This is a genomic window from Paenarthrobacter sp. C1 (assembly GCF_049315185.1).
Taxonomy (GTDB): Bacteria; Actinomycetota; Actinomycetes; order Actinomycetales; family Micrococcaceae; genus Arthrobacter; species Arthrobacter nicotinovorans.
Genome location: NZ_CP186053.1, coordinates 454,935 through 480,002 on the forward strand (window position 1 = coordinate 454,935; position 25,068 = coordinate 480,002).

Sequence of the window (25,068 nt, forward strand, 5' to 3'; positions counted from 1 at the left end):
ACCCATGGCGGCACCACGCAGGAACCAGGCACCCGGCAAACCCATCACCGGACTCGTGATGCTCGGCGCCGTCGCCGCGGCCGGCTACCTCGTCTACCAGGGCTACCCCGGCATCGCAGCGATCTGGGCCGGACTGCTCGTCTCGGCCTGGACGTACCCGCCGGCGATGTTCACCGGTAAGAAGGACGCCCGCGGCTACCCATCGCCTGCGCACCCTGGGGAACAGGCCGCCATGAACAAGTACCGGCTCTGGGAAGACCTGAAGTTCAAACTCGTCCTACCCAACCTGGACTGGCTGCCCGGACTCAAGCCGCGGCTGTCTTTCCTCGTCGCCGCATGGGCCGGCGCCGCTGCGCTGCTGGTCCCGGTCAAGGACGAGACCTACACCGGCGGGTACGGCCCGTGGATCAACGCGGCCGCCGCGTTCATCGCCGTCGCCCAATACGCCGCCTCCCGCCGCCGGACCCAGGTCGCGGATGACGAGAACCCCGGTGCGCGCGTCGACTCGCTGATCGCCCTGGCCAAGAAAAACCTCGGCCAGGTCATCGGCCTGACCATTGGAGGCCTCGCCGTCGGCGCCGTTGTCGGCACCGTCGCAACCGTGCTGCTGCCAATCGCCACCACCGCCTTCGGGGTCCCGGCCATCCCTGACCCCGCCATCTGGGGCCTCGTCCTCACCGGCGGCCCCCTTGCCCTGCTGTCCCGGGCCTGGATCACCGAGGCCCTGGAACACTGGCGGGTCGTGGTCGCCGCCCGCGAGGAATGGAAGAGCCGGTGGGAGATGCTCAAGCAGGACCCGGCCCCGCGGCTCATCGACCGTCAGGAAGTCGGTCCCGCCATCATCGACACCTTCGACGCCCCGGCAGGCACCGGCTCTGCTCCGTACTTCGTCATGGCCGACAAGATCAACCCAACCCTGGGCACCGGCGCGAAGTTCGCCGTCCTTGATGTTCCCAACCTGGACTCCAACAACTCGCCGGTCCCCGGCACCAAGCACCCGCTGCGGTTCGAGATCGTGCGCTGGCCGGCAGACCAGATGCCTGACATCACCGACCCTGCAACACCCAAAGAGGTCGTCTACCAGCTGGCCCGCTGCGCGATCGCCTGGGCCGCAGACGGTGTCTACTCCCGACCCGTGATCGACGACGTGCACCTGCTCACTGTCCCGCCGGCACCAGCCGAAGACGGAGAAGGCCCTGCACCTGCTGGCGGCGCCGCCTGGGCGATCACCTGGTACCTGCCCGACGGTCCTCCCGCTTCCTACATCCGCGCGAACGGCCGCAACGAAATGTCTGAAGCTCTTCAAGCCCTCGTCCTGGTCGACCACCGAGCGCAGAACGGCGCCGGCTGCGCCTACGCCGGGGCGCTCCTGGATGCCGACACGAACTGGGACCCCGCCTGCGGCCTGACGACCAAAGACATGAAGAAGATCGCCGACGAGGACACCTGGAACCAGCGCTGGGCCGAGGCTGCGCCCAAGCACAAGGCGAACCCACCGATCATGGAGGCCTCCACCGCGGCCACCGCCCGGTTGAAGAACGGCGTCACCGTCCACAACCTGGCGTTCATCACCCGGCAGGGCATGACCCCGCACGACTTCTTCCTCTTCGAAGACAAGCTGAACTCCACGCTGAACGCCGCACCGTTCGTCTCGATGACCGGGTTCCAGGGATCGGGCAAGCGCCCGGGCGAACGACACCCGCAGGCTTTCTGTGTCCGCTGGGCCACCGAGGCGGTGCCGGCCAAGCCCGATGACCTGGCACCGGTCCCCCGCTCCGAGGCACCCAAGTGGGTCCTCGCCGGCCTGGTCAACCAGGCGTTCAAGGCCGCCAAACTCGCCGACCGTCCCGAGGTCGCCTCGGTCACCTGCCTGACCAAGCCCGAGTCACGCCAGCACATCTGGCGCATCGACCTGCGCCTCTACGGCGGCGTCACCCTCAACGAGGTCCGCGGCATGGCGCAGAAGGTCCGCCAGCACTGGGCCTCCGAATGGCTGCGGGTCGCCGCAGCCCCCGACGGCTGCACCATCGTCGTCGGCGCCCGACCCTCCAAGGTCCAGCTCGCCAGCCCCCGCCACGAGCAGTACCTCGAATCCCTGAACTGGGACCAAGTCTTCCTGGACTCCGGCCTGTCCGGCATCGGCGGTCTCATGCCGACCCTGACCAACGTCGACCACATGCCACGCAACCAGCAGGTCTCCATCCTGGACTTCGACCTGACCGGCACCGGCCTGGACTTCACCTCCTTCACCGGGGTCCGGAACAAGCTGGAGTCCAACTCCATGAACGCCTTTGTCGAACCGCGACGGGTGAAGAACAGCGCCACGGCAATCCAGCTGCTCACCTGCGAAGTGAACCCGATGCCAGAGAAAGCCGGCTACGACTGGGACTACATCATCGACTCGGACTACATCCCGTTTGCGACCGGCGTCGACGGCGAGCCTGTCGAATACAACTTCAAGCTCGACCCGCACCTGCTGGTTGCCGGCGCCTCCGGTGGCGGTAAGTCGGTACTGCTGCAGTCCCTGGCGTTCGGTGCCCTGATCCGCGGGTACGAGCTGTACGTCGCCGACCCCACCAAGGGCGGCGCCGACTTCAAGTTCGCCGAGCAGTACGCCCGCGCGTTCACCGCGACCCCGTTCGAAGCCGCCGCGATGATGAAGGGTATCTACACCGAGGTGCTGCGCCGCAAGAACCTCAACACCGAGCACGGGGTCGGCAACTACCGCGACCTGCCCGAGCACCTGCGGCCCAGGCACATCGTCATCCTGCTGGACGAGTTCACCTCGCTCATGGGGCAGGACCCGGTCCCGCCCCTGAGTGACGACCCGGAGATGGAGCTGGAGCGTGACCTGGTGATCGCCACCAACCGGGCCAAGATGGAGATCGGCGTGTACGCCGGCAAGATCGCGCGCGAGGCGCGTTCCGCCGGTGTCACCCTGTTCCTGGCTACCCAGAAGCTGGCCGCCAAGATGCTCGACACGATCCACGGCGCGGGCGACCTGAAGGTGAACCTCTCACGCCTGCTGATGGGTAAGGCCACCTACGGCGACAAGCAGTCGGCCCTGCGCGCACCGCAGGATGCCCCGGACCTCGGCGACGCCATCCCGCCGGGGCGCGGACTGTTTGAAACGACCGCCGGCGCAGCGATGGCCATCCAGGCTTGGTACGACCCGGAGGAGCAGGCCATCCTGCGCGAGAAGCTGGCAGAGCAGATCGAGCCGCTCGAGGACGGGGACAAGCTGGACCTCGGCCCGTTCATGATGAAGCTGCCGGAAGCTCCCGGTGAGATGGCTACGCCTTCGGTGCCGCGGGCGGCAGCTCCCGCCGTGGTGGACTTGGGTGAAATCGAACTCGACCTCGATGACCTGGACTGGTCGGACACGGACCTGGACGGCGACGAGTCCACCGCCGCACCTGTACCCGGCCAGACCGAGGCGCAGGTGCCCGCCGCCCCTGTCGCTGCGGAGGACCTGGACTGGCCTGACGAGGGGACGGAGGTGGACGCCGGCGCTGCGATGCTCCTGGACGTTGACGGGGTGCTGTCGCCGTTCACCTTCCGTGACGGACTGGACCACCTTGCCGCGCCCGGCCACGGCACCGTCATGTTCGACCCCGCCATCCTCCAGCGCATGGCCGCCATCCCGGTAACCCAGGCATGGCTGACCTCATGGGAGGATGACGCGCCGGACAACTTCGGGCATCTGTTCCCCCGCGCCACCGACGTGCTTGTCGCCGGCACTGAGGACAGCGGATGGTGGAAGATCGACGCCGCTCTGGAGTGGATCAAGGAGAACCCCAAGGTCCGGTGTGTGGTCTGGATCGATGACGAGCTCTGCTCAGAGGATCCGATCCTCGGCCTGACCTACCAAGCCATCGCCGAAGACGCGTTCGAAGCCGCCGACGTCGACGCCCTCCTGGTGGTTCCTCATGCTGACCGTGGTATCACCAGCCAGGATCTGGACGAGATCGAGGCGTTCTTCGGAACGGCAGCGACCAGTGCTGGAACTCCCGCGGTAGCCGAGGAGATGGCGCCTTCGCCGCAGGCTGGCGCAGTGGCGTCTGCTGACCTGGACTGGGCTGCCACGGAAGCTGACGTCGCTGTTCCGAGCGCACCAGAACCTGACGTGGAGGACCCGTTCGCAGGGCCGGCTCCATTCGCCGGCACGCCGGACCTGCTCGAGGACCCGTTTGCCAATTCTGCCCCGCGTAAAAAGTTCGTCCCTGACGAGGACGATCCGTTCGCCTAGTCATGCTTTGAAAGACATCCGCTGTGTAGCCACACAGTGTCATCCACAGGCATTCTGATATGCATCTACCGCGGCGGCGAGGCTGGCCAGGTAATATCAGGCTGGTCCTGACGGCTGTACGGGTAGTGTCACCTAATGATTTGGCGACCACTTAGGAGTTGCTCAACGCCAATAACTTCTGACCTCCAATGTATGAGGCAATGTTCACCCCACGGATGCCTTTTGGCGCATCGGACCCTTCCCCAGTTCGACATCCGACGCACTTCTACCTTCGATGCCATGGACGAATATTTTCCCCGGCAAGGCACCGCTCGGCCATCTCGATGAGCCCGGCAGGAGCGATCTCCGGAAGATCATCTGTCTTGGATTTTCGTTCGTCCCAACGACCACGTTTTGACACAACCTGGGTAAATCTATGTCCACGCAGGCCATATGAGTCCGAGACAGCGAAAAGAAGCTCCCAACCCTTGGTCCCCCGCCACTTCATGGCCTCTGGCGAGAGAAGCAGTTTAGGAGCAATATGCTCCATCACAGATGCCAGGGCCAAATAGACCGCATCAGGGCCCTCCGCAGAACCAATTCCTTCGAGGACAACCTTCTCAAGAGGACTTAAGTCGGGATTGGCTTTAGCCCACTTAACCCAACCTGACAGTATGGATGTGAGCTCGGCGCGAAGCCTTGCCGGTGGGTAGACTTTTCCGGGCTCAAGTCCATCGACTTCGGCAGGATGTCTGTCCCAAAGCCAACTTCCGTCGCGGAACACAGTGAACGCAACTTCAGGGTTTGGATAATCGCTCCAGGCTCCGGCTCCCACCGTAAGCGTGAACTTCGCCCCATCCCAATACCTAAGAAGCATTTTGTCGGTGAAGTCTAAGGCATTTGCGAACTCGTGGATAAGCGGTGTCAGATCCAGAGCTAACTGTTCTCTCAACCGTTTTTTGGCAGTGACTTCCGAGACCATGCGGGCCTGTTCCCCATCAAGCTGTCGCTTTGCGTCCTCAAGCATTCCCATGAATTCACCCGCTTCCTGCCGCCATGACCACTGCGGCGATTTTACGTGAAACACGAGTCCTGGAGATGATTATGTCTTCGAAGGCAAGCCTTTCTAATTCCGAGCAGAGCTGAGTCCTAGCCAACCCCGTCCAGCAGAGCCGTCCTGGGTGTGATCAACGGCCTGCAGCCCGCGAACCGCACGCCACGTCTCGTGCGTCCCCGCCCGGTCATTTCGGGGAGGGGAACTCTGGTCTCCGTACATATGAGGCTCATGACTACTGCGCGCACTATCAGATCCGATGCTCACTGGGAGTCGCTCCCGATCGGAACCCTCGCCCGTGTCGGCTACATCGATCACGACGACCACGGCAATGAAACTGAAGGGGGGGACTATGACGATCCTGCGGGTTCCAGGCGATGTCCGCGCCAACGCCGGTGACTGCATGCACGCCGGTGGCATTTACTGGACTGAGATCTGGGGGTGGGAGCAGGGTGCGGTCGCTTTGAACACCGCAACGATCCCCGAACCTGAATTTGACGACGCCGACGACCCTGCCAGCACGGATGCGATCAAAGCCGTCGATGCAGCGATCGCAGATCACGCCCAGCGCGTCGCCGAGTTGAGCGCCACACCGTATTCCGACTACGTGAAGCTCCCATCCGAAGCCCACCCGGACGAAACGCCGGCCCGTGACATTATCGAAGTCCTGTCCGCCCGCGGCTGGGCACCCGTCAGGCAGCCGCAGGGAGTATAGGTCTCCCGGCTACCACCCCTCCATCACCGCCGGACGGCGCGTCCACGAATGAACGTCATCGATTCGGCCCATCTGGACGCCCGGTGAATAAGGTCGAGAACACCGCCCTGAACGGCGGTGACGGTGAACGTGTCCAGAAGATGGCGCAGTCACTGGGACAGGAGGTCGCGGCGGCGCCGGCTTCTTCGACTGAAAGCATCCGCTTGCGGCCAGGGGCCGGGCAACCGGTGAAGGTTGCCCGGCCTTTGCCGTTCCCGATCCGGAATGGTGAGTCACACAGGGTCAGCCGCACACATCAGGAGAAGAGACCACTTCTTCCGATGTGAAAGGACTGCCCGCCGCCATGATGGGAGCCCACCATGCAGCCTGCGGCGCCGCCGCCTGGGTTGCCATGACCACCAACATCCACGTCGACATCTCAGCCGTCGCAGAAAAGGCGGCATTCCTGCCGCACAGCCTGGACATCGGCTTCGGACTGCTTGACGTCAGCCCGGTCGGCATCGTCACCGGCGCCCTCGTCACAGCCGGGGCTGCGATGCTCCCGGACGCTGACCACCACAACGCCACCATTGCCCACTCCCTGCCGCCGCTGTCCAACGCCATGTGCGCCGGGATCGGCAAGGTCGCAGGCGGCCACCGCCACGGCACCCACTCCGTTATCGGCATCGCCGCGTTCGTCTTCGTCGCCTGGCTTGCCGGGCTCTGGACCTACGACCTGCAAGGTTTCGGCACCATCTACCCCGGCGCCGGCATTCTCTCCGTCCTGCTGGTCGCGTTCGCTGCCAAGGCCCTGAAAATCATCCCGGACCGAATGCGCAAGTCCCCCTGGGCGGTCGGACTCACCACGGGTGCGTTCATTACCTTCTTCGCCCCGCAGGAACAGGGGTGGTTCCCGATCGCCATGGGCATCGGGGTCATCATCCACATCCTCGGGGACATGATGACCACCGAGGGATGCAACCTCGCCTGGCCGTTCGCCATCAAGCCTCCCAAGGCAATCGCGAACCTGCCGTTCCTCAAGCAGTGCTGGCACTCCAACGGCTACATGACCATCCCGGTCCTGGGTCACGCCGGATCCGTCAGGGAATGGCTGTTGCTGGTTCCGATCGGCGCATACGCGATCTTCGGTGTCGGTTCCACCCTGGTGGGCATGGGCCAGTCCGGTCTTCACGAAATCGTCGCCATGGCCACCGCCCGCTGACCCGGGCGTCGCTAGAGGAACACCAGGACCGGCGGCGCGGCGGTAACAGCGGTAACGGGTAACGGCGTTACCATCGTTACTGACGATTGGAGCTACCGATGAACGCAGAGCAGACTCCGGGGCAAGAATCCCAGCAGGAGCAGACGCCGGAAGACCGCGCAGCCGCCGCGGCGGAAATCCTCGCAGCCGAAGGAGTGCCGGTAACAGCACGGGCCGTCCGGGAACGTTCGGGTGTCCGGATGTCCCTGGCCGCCGAAGCTGCCCGCGCCTGGAACGACCAACAGTCTACGGAACAAGCCGTCCCGGAGGCACCGCCCGCGGTCCAGGCACGGTTCACAGCCCTGTGGCGGGAAGCGGTGGCGTTCGCCCGTGCCGAATTCGCCGAAGCCCGTGCTGGCTGGCAGGAGAAGATCTCCAGGGCTGAACAGGAGCGCAACGACATGGCCGACGACCTCGGCAAGGCGGAAGACGATCGTGACAAGGCACTGAAGGCCGTGGCTAAAGCCGAAGGGGCCACCGCCACCGAGCGTTCACGTGCAGACAAGGCCGAAGGCAGGGCCGAGGCGCTGGAAGCGGAACGGGACCGGCTCCTCGGGGAACGCGATGGGCTGTCAAGCCAGCTGACCGAGCTGCGTAACCAGCTGGCAGCCAGCAAGGCGCAGGAGACGAAAGCCCGGGACTAGCGCACCTCCCCGGGCATGGCCCCGGTGTACAGCCTGGCCATGCCGTTCAGGCCAGCGATTGCGTCATCAATCGGGGTCCTGAGCATCTCGTGTTCCACAGAGGTCGGCACCGCCTCGGCCGTCCGTTTCGCTTCGACGAACTGGATGACCTCCTCTGTCCGAGCTTCCAGGACGCTTCCGGCCAGGTGCACCATCTCGTGCAGGTGTCCGATGGCGTGCCGGATGTAGTCACGGACTTCAAGCGGAGTCCCGGCAAGGAGCTCCGGGTACTCCGGGTCCACGTCGTGCGCGGGGGCAGTTGCGGTACCAACGGACAGCCAGTGTTCCGGGATCTGGCCCTCGTCATCCTGCTTCCAGTACACCTGCAGGTCTGTTGATGTCCTGCTGATCGGATCGAGGGTGGTGGCCCTGATGTTCAGGTTCCCGAAGGGGCTCTCCTCCAGCATCACCCCGGCCAGGAACCCAAGTTTGCAGTGGCTGCCGAACTGGTCAGCCCACAAATGCCAGGAACGCCCGTCAAGGTTATCGCTGCCCATTCCACCGTTCATGGCGAGGTAGGCGACCGCATTGAGCAGGTCGAAGGCCGTCTCCGGCTGGCCCGGGTCCAGCTCATGAAAAATGGATCGGGCGACGTCGTGGATCTCCCCGAGCTGCCCGACCAGCTCCTCAACCAGTTCCGCTTCCTGACGGTCCCTAGCAGGAACAGTGAGCTCCGGACCGTCCATCCGCTGGACCTCTCCGGAGACGTCGACCCATCTCACACCGTCATCGTCTGACCAGACCGTCAGCTGCACCTGGTCGCCGGCATCCACGAACGTACTTGCGGCGAAAGGTTTCACGCCGGGGGCGCCGTAAGGCCCGAACTCCACTGATTCCAGGTCGCTGTCGGCGCACAGCTGCTCCAGGTCCGCGACACCCCCGTCATCTTCCACGTCCAGTTCCGGAAACTCGCCCTGCAGCGCGGCGTTGAGCGCATCGAACGCTTCATCCCTTCGGGCCCGGCGGCGGTGCACAGGGATTCCCGCCACCAACAGTTTGACCATGTTGCTGATGAGCTTGAGTAGTTGCTCCGTATCGAGCTGAAGATCCGGCAGGGTCAAACCCAGTCCGGGTGCGTCAGGAGTGATGGGCAGGAACACGGGCCTGGCGTTGCGCCGCCAGGTGGGGTTGGCGAGCTGCAGATGCTCGGATTTCTCAATCAGTAGCCAGAAGTCTTCCTCACCGCCGTCCTCGCCGGTGCCGTCCCGGTAGCCCTGCCAGACCGTCAGCCACAGGGGATCACCGCCGGCCCGCCCTACATAGGGGAACGCGGTAACGGAGACAACGTCGTGGTGCCGGCCAAAGAGCGGCTCGAAAGCAACGCCCTCGAACCACATCTTCAGATGCCCGAAGGCCACCTGTCGGATCGTGGCATACGCCTGCTGATCCAGGTCGTCCCGACTGGCATCGGCCATGGAGGCCTCCTCTTCATTGCTTCATTCGCTGATCCGGCGTCAAGTGCGGATGGGGCAAGGCTAGTACGGGCCACCGTCGCTGCGCCTCTGCCCTGCCGCACACATAGCCGGCATGGAGAACATCACCAACCGTGTCCCTGCCGGCATCGCCACCGGCGGCCAGTTCGCCCCCGTCCCGCACAGCGAACCGTCCCTGGCCCTCGTTCCGGCACCCGTCGACGGCCCGGACTTCGACTACGACTTCGAGGCAGACCACGGAGCGGGCCTCTCCAAAGAACTGCAGGCCCTGCCCCGGATCTCCGCGAAGGCCGCCATCAATGCCGGCAAGGTCGCAGACCTGCTCCGGGACTCGTACCCGGAGTACTGGACCGGGGAGGACGGCGCCCCGCAGACCCGGGCCGAGGCCGTGAAGAACCTTGAAGAGGCGCTGTGCCACCTGCCCCGAGACCAGCGCGAGCACCACATCCAACTGATCCGCTTCGCCGTGCACGAGGAAATGAAGCACTGGGCAGACCGCGGCCACGTCCTGAACCCTGAGCACCCCTACGAGCTGCTCATCGACACCTCCGACTACGCCGACGAGGACGACTTGCTGGACAACGGCCAGGACGAGAACCGGGAACGCTGGGAACTGCTCGCCAACACCGCCGCCTACTATGCCGTGGCGGCAGACAATGCCAGCGTCGTCCAGCAGGGCGCGGTGGCCTGACCTCCAGAGCGAACCAGAGGGCCGTCCCATCGGGGGCGGCCCTCTTTCGTTTGCGGCCTGCCCGACGATGGGGACCGCAAATGTCATGGCCCGCCAAAATGTCGGACGCAGGCACTATTGTCCGGCCATGAAGACATTGCTTGGAAACGCCGCACACATGCAGCCCATGATTACACCCCTGCCCGGCCGGCCCCTGATCCTTGTCGATATGGACGGCTGCTTCTTCGACTGGGGCAACGCCCTCAACCGCATCCTGCTGCAGCTGGATCCCAACTACCCGATCGTGCCCCTGGGCGAGCAGATGGACTACAACCACCTGTGCGGTCCTGGCGGGGACCGCGCCATCCTCCTGCAAGCGATGAACACCGAGGGCCTCTACCGGAACCTCGAGCCCATGCCCGGCGCTGTCGAGGCGATCCTGGCCATGGAGGAATCCGGGCTGAATGTCTTCTTCTGCTCAACGCCTTTCGCGACGCATCCGACCTGCGCCTCCGAGAAGCTGGCCTCCATCGAGGAGCACCTGGGGAGCCGGTGGGTGAACAGGGTCATCCTCACCCATGACAAGACCCTGGTCCGCGGCGATGTGCTCATTGACGACAAGCCCGGCATCACCGGAAACATGGAGCCAACGTGGACGCACCTGCTCTTCGACCAGTCCTACAACCGCGCCCTCGTCGACGCTCCAAGGCTTAGGGAGTGGAAGGACTGGGAGGCAGCCCTCTACCCCCTTTTGCAGATGGCCGCCGCTTAGGCACTGTAACTCGACACTGGAAGCCGTACCGAAAGGTGCGGCCTCTCCTATGTCCGGACAACACCCGGTGCAATCCGCAGCGCCCGTGGTTCACCCGAATTCCGGGAAATCGATGAACCCGACGGCATTCCCTGGCGCCTTTGAGATGGGCGCGATCCGTTTTCCGGTGCTGAAAAGCAGTGCTGAAAAAGCTCCTGGAAAGCAAAATGGCCCCCATCCGGGAGCCATGTGATAACCATCGTCTCTAAGAGGCCAATGTCGTTCCTCAGGTTATCACATGAGGAGAAAGGCCCGTCTCTCACGAAAAGGGACCGCTCCACCGCGAAAAAGCAGGGAACAGCGGTGGAACTACCGGCGGTCGTGCCGGAAAACGACCCTGCTTCCCAACAGTGGCGCGGTTTTGGTATTCGCATGACCCTCACCCGACCCAAACCACCCGGGAAAGGACATATATATAAGGCCCCAAAGTACTCTCTTACTAAGAGCCGGAAGGGGTCCCCAGGGAAGAGAACAAGGGGCCCCTTATATATATCTATCTTTTTGGTCGTTTAAGTAGAGTAGTAGTAGTAGGGGCCCTATATTCCCCGCCATTCCGGGGACTTTTCCACCCGACCAGACGGCGGGTTTTCGGACGGCCGGTGGGAGCCAGGCGGTAGGGCGACCAATTGGGCCCCAAAGCCCTTCCGGCCGAACCCGCAGCCCCTTTCGGTGGCAGCCGCACACATAGCTGGCATGACCACATCTCAAAACCGGCAGCCCAAAGGCATCAGCACCGGAGGGCAATTCGCTCCCGGCACCCATGCCGAAGCCACCCTCCTGCTTGACCCGGCCGACCGCCCCGTGACCCTCGCCCCCGGCGACAGCGACACCTTCGCCGAACTCGCCGACGGGGACGTCATCGAGACGCTGAACGTGAGCCGCTCGGATGACGGGTCCGGCTACTGGGTCTCCCCCGCCAAGACGGTGAACATTGCCGGCCTCATCACCGACAGCGACCCGCGTCTGCACGGTAAGGCCCTGGACGCCTGGCTGGAGCACAACAGCCCCGTCATCGAGGACTTCCTCGCCGAACGCTACGAGGCCGTCGTGACCACCGAGGAAGGCTGGAGCGAAGCCGGCATCGAATGCACTGCCCAGCTCCCGGATGGTCCCCTCACCGAAAGCCAGGTTGTGGACGGCGCGTGGAACGGCACCAAGATCGTCCAGCTGCACAACGAATCCGACCACGGCTCCTTCGGTTCCGAAAACCTTGGCCGGCTCATCATCGAGCGGGTCGAAGGCGCCACCGCCATCGAAGACCCCTACGTCGCCCGCGGCGCCGGCCTCCGGCTTGGCTCCGACGTGGTGGCCCGCCACGTCGATGAACGCCACGGAAAGCGTCCTGTCAGTGATGCCGTGGCCGTTGCGATCGCCAAGGAACTCAACGGCATACGCAACTCCCGCGGCATCATTGCCTACCCTGCGGTCGGCCGGCTGGCCACCCGCGGCTATGTCGACAAAGCCGCCGTCGACCTCGAGCTGGAACGAGCCCTGACGGCAAACCAGCAATCCTTCTACCCGGACCGGAAGCTGGCCCGCCGGATCGAGTCGCTGCGGACCTGGCTGCGCGACGGCGGTGACAACGCATGAGCATCACCGCCCGTCACCCCCGCGGCACCCGTTCCGGTGGCCGCTTCGCCCCCGACGTCCGCAGGGAACCGTCGCTGACCCTCTCCCCTGGCATGGCCTCCGCTGAGGTTTACCGGCGGTACACGGAGAACGAGATGACCAAGGTAGAGCAGCGTGACATGTCCCGGCGCCTTGTCCGCGGCGCCTACGACTCCAAGGTGCTGCACAAGATGGTAGGCACGGCGAACATCAATGAAGCTGGCGACGTTCTGGCGGCCGCCCAGGACGACGAGAAGCTGGACGCCGCCATCCACGCCGTCGTCACCAACGAACAGCGAAACCCCGGCACCGTGCACCCGGACAGCATCGGCTTCCAGCTGTGCAGGCAGCTGCTGAACGCCCAACGGGCCACAAAGCGCCCAGCCTAGGACGAGTCACCCCGAAACCCTGCCGCCCGGTCAAGCTGGGTCGCAGGGTTTCGACGCCTTTCGGCCCCGCCGCACACAGCACCGGTATGACCTTCACCGCCATGGAACACCCGCGCGGCGCCGGCGGACGCTTCGTCCCCGCAGTCCGTGCCGAACCCGGCACCACCTTGACAGCACCAGAAACACCGGAAGCCATCCATGCACGCCGGCTCCGGGCAGCGCGCGGGATCCTGGCCGAGTATCCGGACCTGGAGATCATGGATCACTCCCCTGCCCGTCAGGAGACAGTCCGGCTCGAAGAGCTTGGGGATCCGCGCCTGGCCCTGGGAAACTGCTGGGCCGCCACGAACGAAATCATCGAACAAGTTGGCGCCTGCGGTTTCGGCGCCGACTGGCTTGATGAGATCACGATCCGCCGGCGTCGCCTGGGCGGCCAGCATGTCGCACTCCTGGCCGGGGACCGCGACGGAACCCATGTCATGGACTACACCGCACGCCAGTTTCACCCTGACATGCCGTTCCCGTATGTCGCCGGCGTCGAGGAGTGGAAGGCAGGAGTGGAACGCGCCTCCGGCACCCGCTGGGTGGCCGACGACTGAGCTGTGGCACGAGTGCCGTCAACCAAAAAGTGATACAGCCGCACACAGACCAGGCATGACCGAAATCTCACGTCAGCCCAAGGGCATCCCTGTCGGCGGCCAGTTTGCCGCCACTACCCACTCTGAACCGGGCATCGTCCTGGAACCCAAGGTGACACCCGGCCAGGACGCCGACGGCACCCGCTGGACGCTTGACGGTGACGAATACACCGACGTGTACCTCAGCTCCGAGAACGGCATCGAAGCCCGCGTCACCACGGACATCCGCGAAGCTGGTGCCCGGGCCACCGTCGTGGACTTCCGCGGCCGGCATCCTCTCGAGGTCGCCGAGCAGACCCACTTCGAATCCCTCGACGAGGCCAAGGCCCACGCCAAGACCGTCCGTGCGCAGGCGCTGAAGCACGAGCACGTCTACATCTCTCCCGGGTTCCGGTCGCCATGGGGAAAGGTCCAGGAGACCAAGACCCTCGCCGTGGGCATCGACGCTGTCTACACCGCCGGCCATGGGGGCCTGAAGCTGAGCCACACCCGCGCCGCTGAGATCGACCCGGCCTGGGCTGAGCCGGCCGGCTGGTTCGAAGAGGACTGCGCATGGGCCAAGGCCGCCATCACCCACCACCAGGACCTGCCGGCCAATTACGTCGCGGAAGCACACAAGATCGCCAGGCGCTGGTATCCGGAAGAGTACGAGGCCATCGTCGGCAAGGATCCGGCCCGGTATGGCCTGAAGGAATTCACACCGCAAGGCTGATGACGGTGCCGAAGCCGCCCGAGGTGAATCCTGGGCGGCTTCGGTGTTTCCGGCGCCGGCCGTACACAGAAAAGTCATGAGCACAGAGACCCCAGCCCGCCAGCCCAAGGGCGTTCCCGTCGGTGGCCAGTTCGCCGCCACCTCCCATGCCGAGCCCGAAGTGAGCCTGACCTCGCCTAAGGTCAGCTCCCGCGGCCGGACCACGTCCGTGACCCTCCCCAACGGCACCGTCGCGACCCGCACCTCGAAGACCAAGGAGTACACGCACGCCGTCGTCCTCGGGCCCGAAGAGCCCGAGCTGGTCATCAAGAACCGTGAAGCCCGGATCCGCAGTGCCCAGGCAGACATCGCGGCCCGCGAAGAGGCACTGAAGGATCCAAAGTTCGCCAAGAAGCAGCGTTTCCGTGACAGCGACCCGGACCATGACCACCGTGGCGAGCCGGTCTACTACGGCTTTGAGTATCACCTGATGCCGGCCGACGGCAGCCGGGAGCCGCTGGAGACCATCCGCGGCAACTCGAAGGGCGACACCCGGGGCTGCTACGACCCTGAGACGTTCGACTACGACGTCTGCAAGGTCGGCCGAGCCGTCCCGGAGCTGAAGCACCAGGCGCTGCTGCGCATCAAGCAGGCCAAGGAGTCCATCGTCGAGAGCCAGGTTGACATCGAGGCCGTCAAGAACGGCACCTACGACTTCGGAAGCTACGGTGTCCCTTCCTGGTCCTCCCGCCTGGACCTGGCCCAGAAAGCCGCCAACCAGTACGCCGGCTGGACCCGCCGCGCGACCGTGGTGCCCGTCGACGGCTAAACACCGCAGCAACGAGGGGTCGGAGCTCCGACCCCTCGTCCGTCCCTCGTCTGGGCAGAACTTTGCCGGCCGCCGCACACATCAGGTTCATGACCACAACAATTGCCGCAGTACGTCCCGAGTTCACCTTCGCAGCCGCCGGACAGGACTTCAGCCTGATCCGCAACGCCAGCGACCACTTCAGCATCCTTGACTCGGACGGTGGCACGTTCACCATGTTCAGCTACGGCGGTGATCCGGAGGATAGCTTCGAGTTGGAAGCTGCCGCGGTTGCCGCCGTCGAGTACAAGATCACCCAAGGCCTCTGACACCGCCCCGCTAAGAGAGCAGGCCTCGGCACATCGCCGGGGCCTGCTCTGTTTGCCGGTAGCCGCGCCCAGGGACGGCGGACTGATTTTGGGCGGCCGGGAATCCCCCAAAATCATGCCCGCCATCTGAGTGAGGGGTCAGGCAGCGTGCCTGCTCTGGTGCGGGTGCCGGCTGGCAGTACCGTCGATCCGGCTCCTGGCAGAGTGGCTCTCTGGAGTCTCGTCCGCTGAGCATCGAGGGCACAGGCTGAGGTCGGTCAGATCCCATCCGCTGCGGATGGCCATGCGAAGACTGGCGGCCACGTGCAGGTTTGCCTTGAACGTGGCACCGCAGGGGCATTCCGAAGAGGACCCGTCGCAGGAAATTACTACATTCCGCGTCGTTCGTACGCCCACTGTTGTCCCCTTTTTCGATAACCGCACCGCCGTCCAGACGGGCTGCGAGATGTCCCCTAGAGAAAAATTGGACATGTCCAATTTCTCCCCGTCGAAGAGTAGACACCAAAAAATTAGACATGTCCAATTCTGGTAATGTCGTATACGCAATATGCATTGGGGGAACCAGTGCCTGCCGAGGCAGGCCAAGAAGGAGCACCATTGACTGCTGACGGGAAACATACGTCCACACCCGGCGCCGACCTGGCAAGGAAGATCAACCTCCTGATGGATACGGCGGAAGCTGAGGGCCGGAGAATCAGCGTCAACGACGTCCTGCACGCCATGGCGGAGGCTGGGACACCACTGTCCCGTGCCAGATGGCACTACATGCGGGCTGGGACCGGTCCAGTTGTCAAAAAGACCGAGCTCTTGAAGAATCTCGCCAAATTCTTTGGTGTCAATGAGGAGTATCTCCTGGACACGAACAGTGACGTCCCGGTGAGGGTCGAGGCGCAGATGGAGCTGCTGGCCACGATGCGGGAAAACAAGATCAGGAACTATGCCGCCCGACAGCTCGGGGAGCTAAGTCCAGAAACTCTCTTGCAGATCCGGGACATCATCGACAAGCGGCTGAAAGACCACCGTTCCGAGCAGGCCGACTGAGCCCGGTTAGCCCCTTACCTGTGACCCTTCACTGATACCCTCAGAGGGTGGGGTCTGGGGCCCTCACGGTCTCATCGAAACACACAAGGAACCATGCCCATGGACTACGCCGCAGCCCGCGCTCGGGCCAAGGAAGCAGAAGACAGCCTGATGCTCACCGAGCCGGTTTCGTTGCGATCGACACAGCGACATCTTGAGATTCTTCGCGGCCGCAAGATTGTCATCGAGCCCATGGAAGATACCCCGACCGACAAAGTATGCGGCCTCTGGTTCGGCCTGGATGACATAGATCTGATCCTCCACGCCGCAGCTGCCTCGGAAATGCATAGGCTGCAAATCGTTCTTCACGAATTCGCGCACATGATCCTCCGCCACCAACAAGAAGCGGTATCGCCGGAGTACGCCCGGATGTTCTTTCCGGACCTGGAGCCAGACAGGGTCATCATGGCGCTGAAACGCTCAGACTTCCTCGACGAGTTCGAAGTCACCGCAGAGCTCCTCGCGGACCGCCTCGCCGCACGCATCCGCCGCTCACAACGTCTCAGCGCAGGTCAGCCTGGGAACTTTGCAGGTGTCTTCGGGTGACTTCGCTTCTTATGGCAGTCGCCCTGGCCATGCTGGCGACCGCCCGGATCCCAGCGCTGCGGCGCAAGGGCTCCGATACTGTCTTTTTCGCCGCGGTTTTCGCGAGCCTGTCGGCGGTACTCATCTACCCTCCGATCTATGTTCCGCTCGATGGCCTGCTCGGCGGAACCAACGTAGTCAAACTAGTGCTGCAAAGCCTCATGGTCTTTGGGCTGTGGTTCCTGCGGACCGCGATCATCGATGCCGTGTCCCCGGAAACCAGCAGCAGCCAGAGACCAAGCCTGCACCGAATCCCTCTGTTCCTTGCGCTGGCCGCCCAGACCGTTACGTTCATCCTCTCCGCCCCGACCCAGACAACAACGCAGTGGAGCGACGATTACGGTGCCGAGCTGATGCCGGCCCTGTTCTCGCTGACCGTTGACTGGTATGTGGCTTGGGTTTGCGCCGAGATTGCTTACACCTGCCTAAGGTTTATCCCCCGCATGTCCGGGACGTTCCGGCGAAGCTTCACACTCGTCGGGACTGGCTGTGGAATCGGTGCGATCACCATGTTCGTCATGGGCGTTGAAGCTCTATCTTTGGCGACCACGGTGATACCGACGTTCAACCTCCGCGACACCCCCACTTACAAGCTCCTTGAACTGACCAGCATCGCGCTTGTGGGGATCGGGCTCACGTTGACCTCAATTATCGGGCGACGCGACAGGTTGCGGATAGCCCGATGGGAAGTAGATACCCTGAAGCAAATCAGGCCAATCCACGATAGAGCTCTTGGATGTGTCGGGACGAACCGCGCCTTGGGTGCCGACGAAACGGCCCCGGCTCAGGACCGGTTGCATCGCATGGTTGTCGAAATTTGGGACGCAGAACTGGCTGCGGGAAGCAGCAGTGTCCTCACCGCTGAAGAACGCGACTACATCCTCAGCGTCGAACGGCGGCTAGACCTCGAACACTCTCACTGACCCGACACTAACTCCCTAGGATCACTTTGCGCTTCACACACCCCTCGCGACTTGCTGATAGGAATACGGCTGCAGCCTTCGACCTGTACCGGGACATGGTCCTGCACACGTTTAAGTCAGAATTTCGGGCCGGATTCTTCATCGCGTACTACCGAAATTTCGCCATTCCCACAATCGCAAAAACACTGGTCTCCAGGGGCGAGACAACAGCCCGCCCAATGAAACGCTCCTACGACACCGGCATCGTCATCCACGAAATTATTGTCAACGGCTTCGACAGCGAACGCGGCAGCGCGATGGTCGAGTTACTCCGCCGCGTTCACCGCAGCGTTCCTGGAAGCTCCGAGGATTTCCTCTACGTTCTGATGACCCTTCTGGTCATTCCAGTCCGATGGGCGGACCGGTACGCCTGGCGGAAACTAACTGAAGCGGAGCGGGAAGCATCCCTGGCGTTCTATACCGAACTTGGTTCCAGGATGGGTCTTGCCGAAGCACCACACTCATTCGCTGAAGCCGCCGCTTTCCTGGACGACTACGAAAACCGGAACATGAAAGCCAGCCCCGAGGGTGCGGCACTTATGGATGCCACGGCTGAAGCCCTGGCAGTGACCCTGCCCGGGCCGTTGAAAAGCAGAACCAGGACTGTCTTGGCTTTGATGATGGACAAACCGGAGGTCTCTGCCGCCCTGGGAATGAAGCCGGTCAACCCGGTATTCAAGCGTGGATTCGACATGATCGTTCGCGCGAGGGGCTTCATGACCAGGTTCAAGGAAGTACCGTCCCAGCCGGCGTTCATCCCGGGCACGTCCGGATCTGCGGTCTACCCAAACGGGTACCAGCTGGAGGAGATCGGACCGAGCTGACCTCGGCCACACAAAGTGTCGCGCAGCCGTACACAAACAGGGCATGACCGAAAACATCACACGCCAGCCCAAGGGCATCCCTGTCGGCGGCCAGTTCGTCGCCACCACCCACGCAGACCCGGTTGTGGATCTTTCGCGGGCAGCCGACCACCAGGCCGCTCTGGCTGAGATGGGTGCCGCAGCCCGCGCCGGCGTCACTCACTCCTCCGCCGGTTACATCGCGGCCCTGATGAAAAACAGCCCCACGGCGGTCTACGACGAGAACGCCGCCACACTGGCAGCAGCCAACGGCTGCACCATCGAGGACATCCGCGGCATCGACGCGGTCTTCAACAACGGCCAGCGACCGCTGCAAGTCACCGGTACCGGCGATGAGCTTACGGACCAGGTCGCCGCCGGAGGGCTCACCGGACAGCTCGCGCCCTACACCGGGTCCAACCCGGACATCGCCGACGGCGCCTGGACCTATACCTCTGACAGTGGACGCGAGCTCGTGCTCAGCCGCAACGAAGATGGTGACTTCATCGTCTGGAACGAGGACCGCGACGACGACTTTTCCTTCCACATTGAAACGGCGGCCGAGGATGTGACGCCCGAGTCAGCGGTCGCCTCCGTCCGGGATGCGCTCTGGACCGTGGCGGTCACCGACGCGAACTACAACATGCCCGGCGGCCTGCGCTCAGGCGATTTCTACGAGCTGCGCGAGGTCACTGTAGAGAAGGACGCCAACGGAAACCCCTACGGCGAAATTCTGGCCAGCAACGACGACGGCATGTGGACCACCCTCCGGCACGATTTCAAGACCGGAACCACCACGGTGGACCGGGACAGCCAGCGCCTGGACGGTGTGGCCGCTGACTGGGAAATGGCAGCCGTTTTCGAAGGCCTGCACAGCGAACCGGACAACGGCGACTTCCACGCCCACGCTAAGAACTTCTTCGGCGCCCTCCTCAACGAGTCCGCCAAGGACCTGGACGCACCCCGCTGGGCAGCGGAGTCTGCCAGCATCGAGGGTGCCCGATGAACGCCGCACGCCAGCCACAGGGCATTCCCACCGGCGGCCAGTTCGCCCCGGACTCCCGGTCCGAACCGACCATTCACCTCTCCCCTGCCGGAGACAAAACCTACACCGCCCCGCTGACCGGCGCTATCGAACTGCGCAACGCCAGCTTCGACCAACTGCCCGAGTGGCCGGCCGGTCTGCCGGACCCGGAAGTAACCTTCGACTTCAGCGACGGCAAATGCGAAACGAACATCACCGTCGAGAACAAGATGATGACCTTCTGGGACTCGGACAGCGACGGAACCATCAACGACGCCGACAACGGCAACAACCCGTGGGAAGACTTCGACGAGGAGGACCAGGAAAAGGCCCTCGAATGGGGAGAGAAGGTCCACCAGCGGATCGACTCATCCACGTACGGCATCATGATCGAGGCCTCGCACCAGCCGGCTGTCCACGACATTGTCCTCGCCCACGCGCTCGGCAAGGACCCCGCCGCCGCTGCCGGGCCCGACCTGAGCGACCGGAAGACACGGGATGCCTACGTGGTCGCCGCCTCGGAGCGCCTGGCTGCCGCAAACCAGGAGCTGCAGAACGTCTACATGATCGGTGCCGCCCAGGAGCTGCGCGCAGCCTGCCCTGTCATCGACTCGTTCGAACTCACCGTGGACGAAAGAGGACGCCTGGAGGTCGCGGCAGCCTGGGACGAAGACGGCAACTCCGTCGACGGCGAGGAGGTCTACGCGGCAAGCCACGAGGTTTTCCGCTACCGGAACGAGGACGACTTCAACACTTTCCTTGACGGACGGACCATCACCGTCGGGGAAGCGATCGCCTTCCGGCCCGCCGGCTGACCGCTGTACGTCCAGAGGAAGGGCCCTGCTTCGGCGGGGCCCTTTGCCGTGCCTGGACAGCAGCCGCACACACTCAAGGCATGACCAGCACCCCTAACCGCCAGCCCAAGGGCATCCCCACCGGCGGCCAGTTCGCCGCCACCGCCCACGCCGAACCTGACGTCATCCTCGCCACCACCCCTGCCGCCGGGCTGGACCTGCCCGAGGGCGCCTTCCTGGGCCGGCACGCCCGCTGTCCCGAACCCCGGCCCGAGGAATGGGTGTTCGGCGAGGATGCCTCCATTGACGCCGCAGTCGGCACCGTCATGGATGGGCCCCTCTCCCGCGGAGTCGTCAACGCCCAGCGCCGCGACGCGTTCCACGCCTGGCACGAATGGGCGATGGCCCGGGCCTTGGAAACCAAAGACCCCGCCTACGACGACTTCGTCGCGGGCCTTCGCACCGGGGTCGCTGCGCTCTACGAGAGCCGCATGGATCATTACGACCCCTCCCTGGACCGGTTCGAACCCGGTGGGACACCGGTCTACGTCGCCGACCACGCCCTGCAGATCTCCGGAACCAAGCGCACCTCCGGCAAGGACCGGGAGCACTGGCGCAAGCTGCTCAAGCACACACCGTCTGGCGCCTGGCACCGGGGACACCTCGCCGCCGGCCTGGTGCTCTCAGGAGCGGACGGGTACTGGGGAATGCGCCAGCACCCGGAAGACGCCGTTCACGGGCCGCAGGACGATGCACCGGATGACGTCGACGACGCCACGGACGAGTCCAACCAGATCTTCGACTTCGAGGTCATGGGCGAGGAGGGCCTGTCCACGTACAGCGTCGACAACCTCGGCGGCGGCAACTATGCCATGTACGACGAGGACGGAACCAGCATCGAGTTCGAACACCACGGTGACCCGGAGGACCACTACAGCATCCAGGACAAGGCGACAGCTGCCCTGAAAGCGCGGGGCATCATCGACGACGACACCTGGACCTTCTGACCGTCCGGGCCGCCCGGTGTTTCGGCGCCGGGCGGCCCGAGCCGCACACATCAGAATCATGACCACAGCCACAGCACGCCAGCACAAGGGCATCCCCGCCGGCGGCCAGTTCGCCGCCACCGCTCGCACCGAGTCCGGCATTGCTCTCCGCCAAGAGGCTCCCGTCATCCTGCCCGGATCATCGGTGGCCTACGGAGAAATCGTCGCCGAGCACATCCACGCTGACGGCAGTGAGAGCACGCTCCACGCCATGACCACCTCCCCGGAATTCGACAGCCAGCTCCGCGCCTACCTAGGTGTCGAGGACCCCGAGGCGCTGGTCACCATGACGATCGAATCGGTCTACTACGAAGTGGACGAGGGCCAGGTTTACACCGCGACATGCGGCGGCCAGGAAATCACCTTCGAAGTCCTCTCCAGCTTCCTGGACAAGATGGGGGCCGCCGTCGCCGCGAACGCCAACGCACAGGGCCGGCCGGTCCGCGTCCACCGACTGTTCCTGACCGCCGGAGAGCACGCGGCGGGAGGTGCGCCCATCAGGGAGGTCGAGCCGGAAAACAAGGCAGAGTCTGCGTCCCTGCTCAACAACCGGGCAGGGCTTCCCGACGGGGAGGTCCTGCACCTGGAACTGCACCACGAAACCACTCCGGACCACGGACGCGATGGCTACGTCGAAGTCGCAGGCCCAGCCGACGGCCGTCCGCTGATCGTTCACACCGGGTCCACCAATCACCACTTCCGAGTCGCTGCCGGCACTGCGGTCATCCGTGCGGACTCCTCTGCCGGCAACCACCTCGTCATCGGGTCCGGCGCCCGGGCCACCATCGTCTCCTCCCCCGACGCGCATGTCAGGGTCCACGTTGAAGACAGCGGTCACGCCCTGTTCCGCTGCGAAGCCGAAACGGACCGCTTCCTGGCTTTCACCGAGGGCACTGGCACCGTCGAGGTCCAGTACGGCACTTCCGGTCCCCTCCCCTACAACCGGCGCACCTGAGTGTCAGCCGCACACATCAGAACCATGACCACCACACCAACAGCACGCCAGCCCAAGGGCATCCCTGCCGGAGGCCAGTTCGCCGCCACCACCCACGCCGAACCTGGCATCGTTCTGGTCGGCGGCCGCGCCGAATTCGTCTCCGACTCCCACCTCTACGCCCGTGAACTCGAAGCCCTCGCCGGCCCCGGCGCGGTGATCGAAGAAAAACACCCGGCCACCAAGTCCGAGGCGCGCCGGCTGTTGAAAAACACCCGGGGCGAAGCCGGCGGGAAGATTCGACTGGTGCGCCTGGAAGCGTACAGCTCCCCTGACACGGAGCCCGGGGAGCGCGTCGAGATCGTGGGGCCCAAGGACGGCCGCCCCATCATCGTTGATGTCCGCTCAGGCATCCCCAACTTGAAGGTGGTTTCCGGCACCGCGATCGTGCGCCCACTTTCGAACTGGGGCAACTCCGTGGACGTCGGTCCGGGCGCCGAGGCGGTCATCGTTGCAGATGCCTCCTACAAGATCACCACCCGGTGTGACGAGGGCGGCAAGGTGACCTTTGTCTGCCCGACCGAGAAGAACCGGTTCCGGCCGTTCGGTGACGGCGAGATCTTCATGGCTACCGGCACTGATGCGGACCGGGTGCCCTATGAGCGCCCCGTTTACGAGCCGTTCTGAGGTTTCCGGAGTGGTGTAGAAGCGCCGGAAGAAGCTCTTCCGGCGCTGAATGCTGCCCTTTTCAGGGACCGCCGCACACATCCCAGTCATGAGTAAACTCGCACAACGGTCCGCACGGATCGTGGGCGGTCTGATGGCTACAGCATTCCTGGCCTGCACCCTCGGTGCGCCCGCCCACGCCACACCGATAAACAAGTATCCGATCAGCGGCTTCTTCATCAATGCCAAGACCACCGACGCGTTGAACGTCGACAAGCTGAAGGCCATCAAGGCCGTCGGCGGCGACACCGTCATCACCTTCGGCAACACACTCCGGCCAGCGACCATCAACAGTGCCGGACAGCTGGTTACGGGCGACAAAGTCAATCCCAATTTCAATGATTGCAAGATCAATGGGAGCTCATGCGTCACTGCTGTGACAGCCGGCTACAAAATCAACCGCGCCTTCACCTTCGAGAACTACAGCCGCATCTCGGGGACGGCGATAAAGTGCGCCAAGGACAAATCCTTTGTGAACAACGGTCAGTCCTACACCCTGTTGCTCATCCCGACCATCGACAACGGTTGCACCTCCTCGAACAATGCGTACGACCTGGTTGCCACCTACGGTGGTTCTGTCACCAACGCCGACCCGGCCCTGTCCGTGGCGGCGGCAGCAACTTCGCTGGGCATGAAGTTCTATGTCGGTCTGCCGGCACCCGCGAAGGACACCTTCACTCCCTGGCTGCCAGACATGTCTTACAGCGCCACCCTGCAGAAATTCACGGAGCGCTTCGTGATGTTCCATGCATCGCGGAACGACGTTGCTGGGTTGGCTGGCTTCTACCACCACACCGAAATGCCGATGACCCCCTCCGCGCATTACGACCCCATCCTTGATGTCTACCGGATGCAAAACGCTGCCATCAAGAAGTACATGCCGGGCCGGGAAGCTCTCGTCAGCCCGTACATTGATGCCCGCATCGGCAAGGGCGCCCTGACTCCTGACCAGGCCCGCGACGCGGCCAAGAAGATCGCTGACACCAATTCCGGGATCCATCTCAGCATCGCCATTCAGGACGGCATGGGAACGTCCAAGGGAGCGGCCTACATGGGCAACGAGGCTGGTTTGAGCGTTGATCCCTTCGCCGAAGCCTACGTTGGCAGTGGCACCTGGGGAAGCAAGTACGTTGCCCCAGTCAGCGAATACTTCAAAGCCGCCGCAGAAGGTGTCAAGGGTACTGGTGCCAGCCTGTGGTCCAACCTGGAGGGCATGGCACCGACCAACGACAAGACCGCCAACAACTGCGACAACCAGCTTCGTGGCAAGACCACGAAGTCCCGCCTCGACCGTCAAGTCCAGGCCGTGGGCACCACGACATCGAAGAACATCTCGTTCATGTGGGACAACTACTTCATCTGCGCAGTAGCCCCAGGCAGTAACACGCTGGCCCAAGACCTGACCGCAAGGGGTAACGAGCCGATCATCAGCGACACCAGCCTTTCCGCAAGCGGACAGATCATTGTCAGTGGCTACAACCTGTCCGGTTCCAAGGTCTCAGTGAAATTGCTCAACCAGGGCCGCAAGGCAGAAACGAAGTCAGCCAACCTCGAGTGGATCGACGTGACATTCGGTGCCCGAACCGGCCTGGATAAGCGAATGGAAAGGGCCTCCTTCAATCTTGGACCCGTATCCGTCCCTGCAGGTTCCTACTACATGGTGAACATCACGAACTCGACGGGCGCCACCAACTCATCCTTCTACTCCAAGCTCTACTAGGAACAGAACCGGCAGCAGCATATGGCCCTGCGAACACCAGTCTCCCCAAAGGGTCGCT

The 25,068-nt window shown here is 63.9% G+C and carries 24 protein-coding genes; 22 read left to right on the forward strand and 2 right to left on the reverse strand.

The window, feature by feature from the left end:
- Positions 1-4: 4 nt before the first annotated feature.
- The gene (locus ACNAOU_RS25335) at positions 5-4,249 is read left to right on the forward strand and encodes an FtsK/SpoIIIE domain-containing protein (RefSeq protein ID WP_422759229.1); all 4,245 of its coding nucleotides are present in this window, start codon (positions 5-7) and stop codon (positions 4,247-4,249) included.
- 265 nt (positions 4,250-4,514) lie between these two features.
- Here ACNAOU_RS25335 and ACNAOU_RS25340 read toward each other — a convergent pair whose 3' ends face one another.
- Positions 4,515-5,261 carry a hypothetical protein gene (locus tag ACNAOU_RS25340; RefSeq protein WP_422759230.1) on the reverse strand — a complete coding sequence of 249 codons (747 nt, stop codon included), beginning with the start codon at positions 5,259-5,261 and terminating at the stop codon, positions 4,515-4,517.
- A 373-nt stretch (positions 5,262-5,634) separates the two neighbouring features.
- Between ACNAOU_RS25340 and ACNAOU_RS25345 the strand changes: the two genes are divergently transcribed.
- From ACNAOU_RS25345 to ACNAOU_RS25355, 3 genes are all read left to right on the forward strand, one after another.
- The gene (locus ACNAOU_RS25345; RefSeq protein ID WP_422759231.1) at positions 5,635-5,997 is read left to right on the forward strand and encodes a hypothetical protein; all 363 of its coding nucleotides are present in this window, start codon (positions 5,635-5,637) and stop codon (positions 5,995-5,997) included.
- Positions 5,998-6,340: 343 nt separating this feature from the next.
- On the forward strand, positions 6,341-7,198 hold the full coding sequence (locus tag ACNAOU_RS25350) for a metal-dependent hydrolase (protein ID WP_422759232.1): 858 nt from the start codon (positions 6,341-6,343) through the stop codon (positions 7,196-7,198).
- 98 nt (positions 7,199-7,296) lie between these two features.
- Positions 7,297-7,881 carry a DNA-binding protein gene (locus ACNAOU_RS25355; RefSeq protein WP_422759233.1) on the forward strand — a complete coding sequence of 195 codons (585 nt, stop codon included), beginning with the start codon at positions 7,297-7,299 and terminating at the stop codon, positions 7,879-7,881.
- On the opposite strand, the gene ACNAOU_RS25360 is transcribed toward ACNAOU_RS25355, so the two are convergent.
- Positions 7,878-9,335, reverse strand: a complete 1,458-nt coding sequence (locus tag ACNAOU_RS25360; protein WP_422759234.1) for a hypothetical protein — start codon at positions 9,333-9,335, stop codon at positions 7,878-7,880. The genes ACNAOU_RS25355 and ACNAOU_RS25360 overlap by 4 nt on opposite strands.
- 112 nt (positions 9,336-9,447) lie before the next feature.
- On the opposite strand from ACNAOU_RS25360, the gene ACNAOU_RS25365 reads away from it, so the two are divergent.
- The 18 genes from ACNAOU_RS25365 to ACNAOU_RS25450 all read left to right on the forward strand — a co-directional run bounded on the left by ACNAOU_RS25365 (position 9,448) and on the right by ACNAOU_RS25450 (position 25,010).
- A complete protein-coding gene (locus ACNAOU_RS25365; protein ID WP_422759235.1) occupies positions 9,448-10,044 on the forward strand; it encodes a hypothetical protein in 597 nt (198 codons plus the stop codon).
- Between the two features lie 127 nt (positions 10,045-10,171).
- Positions 10,172-10,795 (forward strand): 5' nucleotidase, NT5C type, encoded by a 624-nt coding sequence (locus ACNAOU_RS25370; protein WP_422759236.1) that lies wholly within the window; start codon positions 10,172-10,174, stop codon positions 10,793-10,795.
- Positions 10,796-11,527: 732 nt separating this feature from the next.
- Positions 11,528-12,424, forward strand: coding sequence for a hypothetical protein (locus tag ACNAOU_RS25375; protein ID WP_422759237.1), 897 nt, complete (start codon positions 11,528-11,530; stop codon positions 12,422-12,424).
- Positions 12,421-12,831, forward strand: a complete 411-nt coding sequence (locus ACNAOU_RS25380) for a hypothetical protein (RefSeq protein WP_422759238.1) — start codon at positions 12,421-12,423, stop codon at positions 12,829-12,831. Before ACNAOU_RS25375 ends, ACNAOU_RS25380 begins: the two co-directional genes overlap by 4 nt.
- An 86-nt stretch (positions 12,832-12,917) precedes the next feature.
- On the forward strand, positions 12,918-13,430 hold the full coding sequence (locus ACNAOU_RS25385; RefSeq protein ID WP_422759239.1) for a hypothetical protein: 513 nt from the start codon (positions 12,918-12,920) through the stop codon (positions 13,428-13,430).
- A gap of 55 nt (positions 13,431-13,485) precedes the next feature.
- Positions 13,486-14,181 (forward strand): DUF7007 domain-containing protein, encoded by a 696-nt coding sequence (locus ACNAOU_RS25390; protein WP_422759240.1) that lies wholly within the window; start codon positions 13,486-13,488, stop codon positions 14,179-14,181.
- Between the two features lie 76 nt (positions 14,182-14,257).
- Positions 14,258-14,989: a hypothetical protein gene (locus ACNAOU_RS25395; protein ID WP_422759241.1), complete on the forward strand. Its 732-nt coding sequence runs from the start codon at positions 14,258-14,260 to the stop codon at positions 14,987-14,989.
- Positions 14,990-15,078: 89 nt separating this feature from the next.
- Positions 15,079-15,297, forward strand: a complete 219-nt coding sequence (locus ACNAOU_RS25400; protein WP_422759242.1) for a hypothetical protein — start codon at positions 15,079-15,081, stop codon at positions 15,295-15,297.
- A 597-nt stretch (positions 15,298-15,894) separates the two neighbouring features.
- On the forward strand, positions 15,895-16,338 hold the full coding sequence (locus ACNAOU_RS25405; RefSeq protein WP_422759243.1) for a hypothetical protein: 444 nt from the start codon (positions 15,895-15,897) through the stop codon (positions 16,336-16,338).
- Positions 16,339-16,431: 93 nt separating this feature from the next.
- Positions 16,432-16,923 carry a hypothetical protein gene (locus tag ACNAOU_RS25410; protein WP_422759244.1) on the forward strand — a complete coding sequence of 164 codons (492 nt, stop codon included), beginning with the start codon at positions 16,432-16,434 and terminating at the stop codon, positions 16,921-16,923.
- Positions 16,920-17,885, forward strand: coding sequence for a hypothetical protein (locus ACNAOU_RS25415; protein WP_422759245.1), 966 nt, complete (start codon positions 16,920-16,922; stop codon positions 17,883-17,885). Before ACNAOU_RS25410 ends, ACNAOU_RS25415 begins: the two co-directional genes overlap by 4 nt.
- A gap of 95 nt (positions 17,886-17,980) precedes the next feature.
- Complete coding sequence (locus ACNAOU_RS25420) at positions 17,981-18,748, forward strand: oxygenase MpaB family protein (RefSeq protein ID WP_193594374.1); 768 nt, start codon at positions 17,981-17,983, stop codon at positions 18,746-18,748.
- 43 nt (positions 18,749-18,791) lie between these two features.
- Complete coding sequence (locus ACNAOU_RS25425; RefSeq protein ID WP_193593933.1) at positions 18,792-19,772, forward strand: hypothetical protein; 981 nt, start codon at positions 18,792-18,794, stop codon at positions 19,770-19,772.
- Entirely contained in the window at positions 19,769-20,605 is an 837-nt protein-coding gene (locus ACNAOU_RS25430; protein ID WP_193593932.1) for a hypothetical protein, read from the forward strand. The genes ACNAOU_RS25425 and ACNAOU_RS25430 overlap by 4 nt, the downstream gene beginning before the upstream one ends.
- An 80-nt stretch (positions 20,606-20,685) precedes the next feature.
- A complete protein-coding gene (locus ACNAOU_RS25435; protein WP_193593931.1) occupies positions 20,686-21,591 on the forward strand; it encodes a hypothetical protein in 906 nt (301 codons plus the stop codon).
- A 58-nt stretch (positions 21,592-21,649) separates the two neighbouring features.
- On the forward strand, positions 21,650-22,585 hold the full coding sequence (locus ACNAOU_RS25440) for a hypothetical protein (RefSeq protein ID WP_193593930.1): 936 nt from the start codon (positions 21,650-21,652) through the stop codon (positions 22,583-22,585).
- Positions 22,586-22,609: 24 nt separating this feature from the next.
- On the forward strand, positions 22,610-23,251 hold the full coding sequence (locus ACNAOU_RS25445; protein ID WP_193593929.1) for a hypothetical protein: 642 nt from the start codon (positions 22,610-22,612) through the stop codon (positions 23,249-23,251).
- Positions 23,252-23,339: 88 nt separating this feature from the next.
- The gene (locus tag ACNAOU_RS25450; RefSeq protein ID WP_193593928.1) at positions 23,340-25,010 is read left to right on the forward strand and encodes a DUF4434 domain-containing protein; all 1,671 of its coding nucleotides are present in this window, start codon (positions 23,340-23,342) and stop codon (positions 25,008-25,010) included.
- Positions 25,011-25,068: the final 58 nt, after the last annotated feature.

Coding starts and splice junctions, on each gene's coding strand:
- ACNAOU_RS25420 (WP_193594374.1), top strand. CDS start 17,981: ATGGTCCTGCACACGTTTAAGTCAGAATTTCGGGCCGGATTCTTCATC.
- ACNAOU_RS25385 (WP_422759239.1), top strand. CDS start 12,918: ATGACCTTCACCGCCATGGAACACCCGCGCGGCGCCGGCGGACGCTTC.
- ACNAOU_RS25395 (WP_422759241.1), top strand. CDS start 14,258: ATGAGCACAGAGACCCCAGCCCGCCAGCCCAAGGGCGTTCCCGTCGGT.
- ACNAOU_RS25365 (WP_422759235.1), top strand. CDS start 9,448: ATGGAGAACATCACCAACCGTGTCCCTGCCGGCATCGCCACCGGCGGC.
- ACNAOU_RS25340 (WP_422759230.1), bottom strand. CDS start 5,261: ATGGGAATGCTTGAGGACGCAAAGCGACAGCTTGATGGGGAACAGGCC.
- ACNAOU_RS25430 (WP_193593932.1), top strand. CDS start 19,769: ATGAACGCCGCACGCCAGCCACAGGGCATTCCCACCGGCGGCCAGTTC.
- ACNAOU_RS25435 (WP_193593931.1), top strand. CDS start 20,686: ATGACCAGCACCCCTAACCGCCAGCCCAAGGGCATCCCCACCGGCGGC.
- ACNAOU_RS25450 (WP_193593928.1), top strand. CDS start 23,340: ATGAGTAAACTCGCACAACGGTCCGCACGGATCGTGGGCGGTCTGATG.
- ACNAOU_RS25400 (WP_422759242.1), top strand. CDS start 15,079: ATGACCACAACAATTGCCGCAGTACGTCCCGAGTTCACCTTCGCAGCC.
- ACNAOU_RS25360 (WP_422759234.1), bottom strand. CDS start 9,335: ATGGCCGATGCCAGTCGGGACGACCTGGATCAGCAGGCGTATGCCACG.
- ACNAOU_RS25375 (WP_422759237.1), top strand. CDS start 11,528: ATGACCACATCTCAAAACCGGCAGCCCAAAGGCATCAGCACCGGAGGG.
- ACNAOU_RS25445 (WP_193593929.1), top strand. CDS start 22,610: ATGACCACCACACCAACAGCACGCCAGCCCAAGGGCATCCCTGCCGGA.
- ACNAOU_RS25425 (WP_193593933.1), top strand. CDS start 18,792: ATGACCGAAAACATCACACGCCAGCCCAAGGGCATCCCTGTCGGCGGC.
- ACNAOU_RS25345 (WP_422759231.1), top strand. CDS start 5,635: ATGACGATCCTGCGGGTTCCAGGCGATGTCCGCGCCAACGCCGGTGAC.
- ACNAOU_RS25390 (WP_422759240.1), top strand. CDS start 13,486: ATGACCGAAATCTCACGTCAGCCCAAGGGCATCCCTGTCGGCGGCCAG.
- ACNAOU_RS25380 (WP_422759238.1), top strand. CDS start 12,421: ATGAGCATCACCGCCCGTCACCCCCGCGGCACCCGTTCCGGTGGCCGC.
- ACNAOU_RS25355 (WP_422759233.1), top strand. CDS start 7,297: ATGAACGCAGAGCAGACTCCGGGGCAAGAATCCCAGCAGGAGCAGACG.
- ACNAOU_RS25370 (WP_422759236.1), top strand. CDS start 10,172: ATGAAGACATTGCTTGGAAACGCCGCACACATGCAGCCCATGATTACA.
- ACNAOU_RS25410 (WP_422759244.1), top strand. CDS start 16,432: ATGCCCATGGACTACGCCGCAGCCCGCGCTCGGGCCAAGGAAGCAGAA.
- ACNAOU_RS25350 (WP_422759232.1), top strand. CDS start 6,341: ATGATGGGAGCCCACCATGCAGCCTGCGGCGCCGCCGCCTGGGTTGCC.
- ACNAOU_RS25335 (WP_422759229.1), top strand. CDS start 5: ATGGCGGCACCACGCAGGAACCAGGCACCCGGCAAACCCATCACCGGA.
- ACNAOU_RS25440 (WP_193593930.1), top strand. CDS start 21,650: ATGACCACAGCCACAGCACGCCAGCACAAGGGCATCCCCGCCGGCGGC.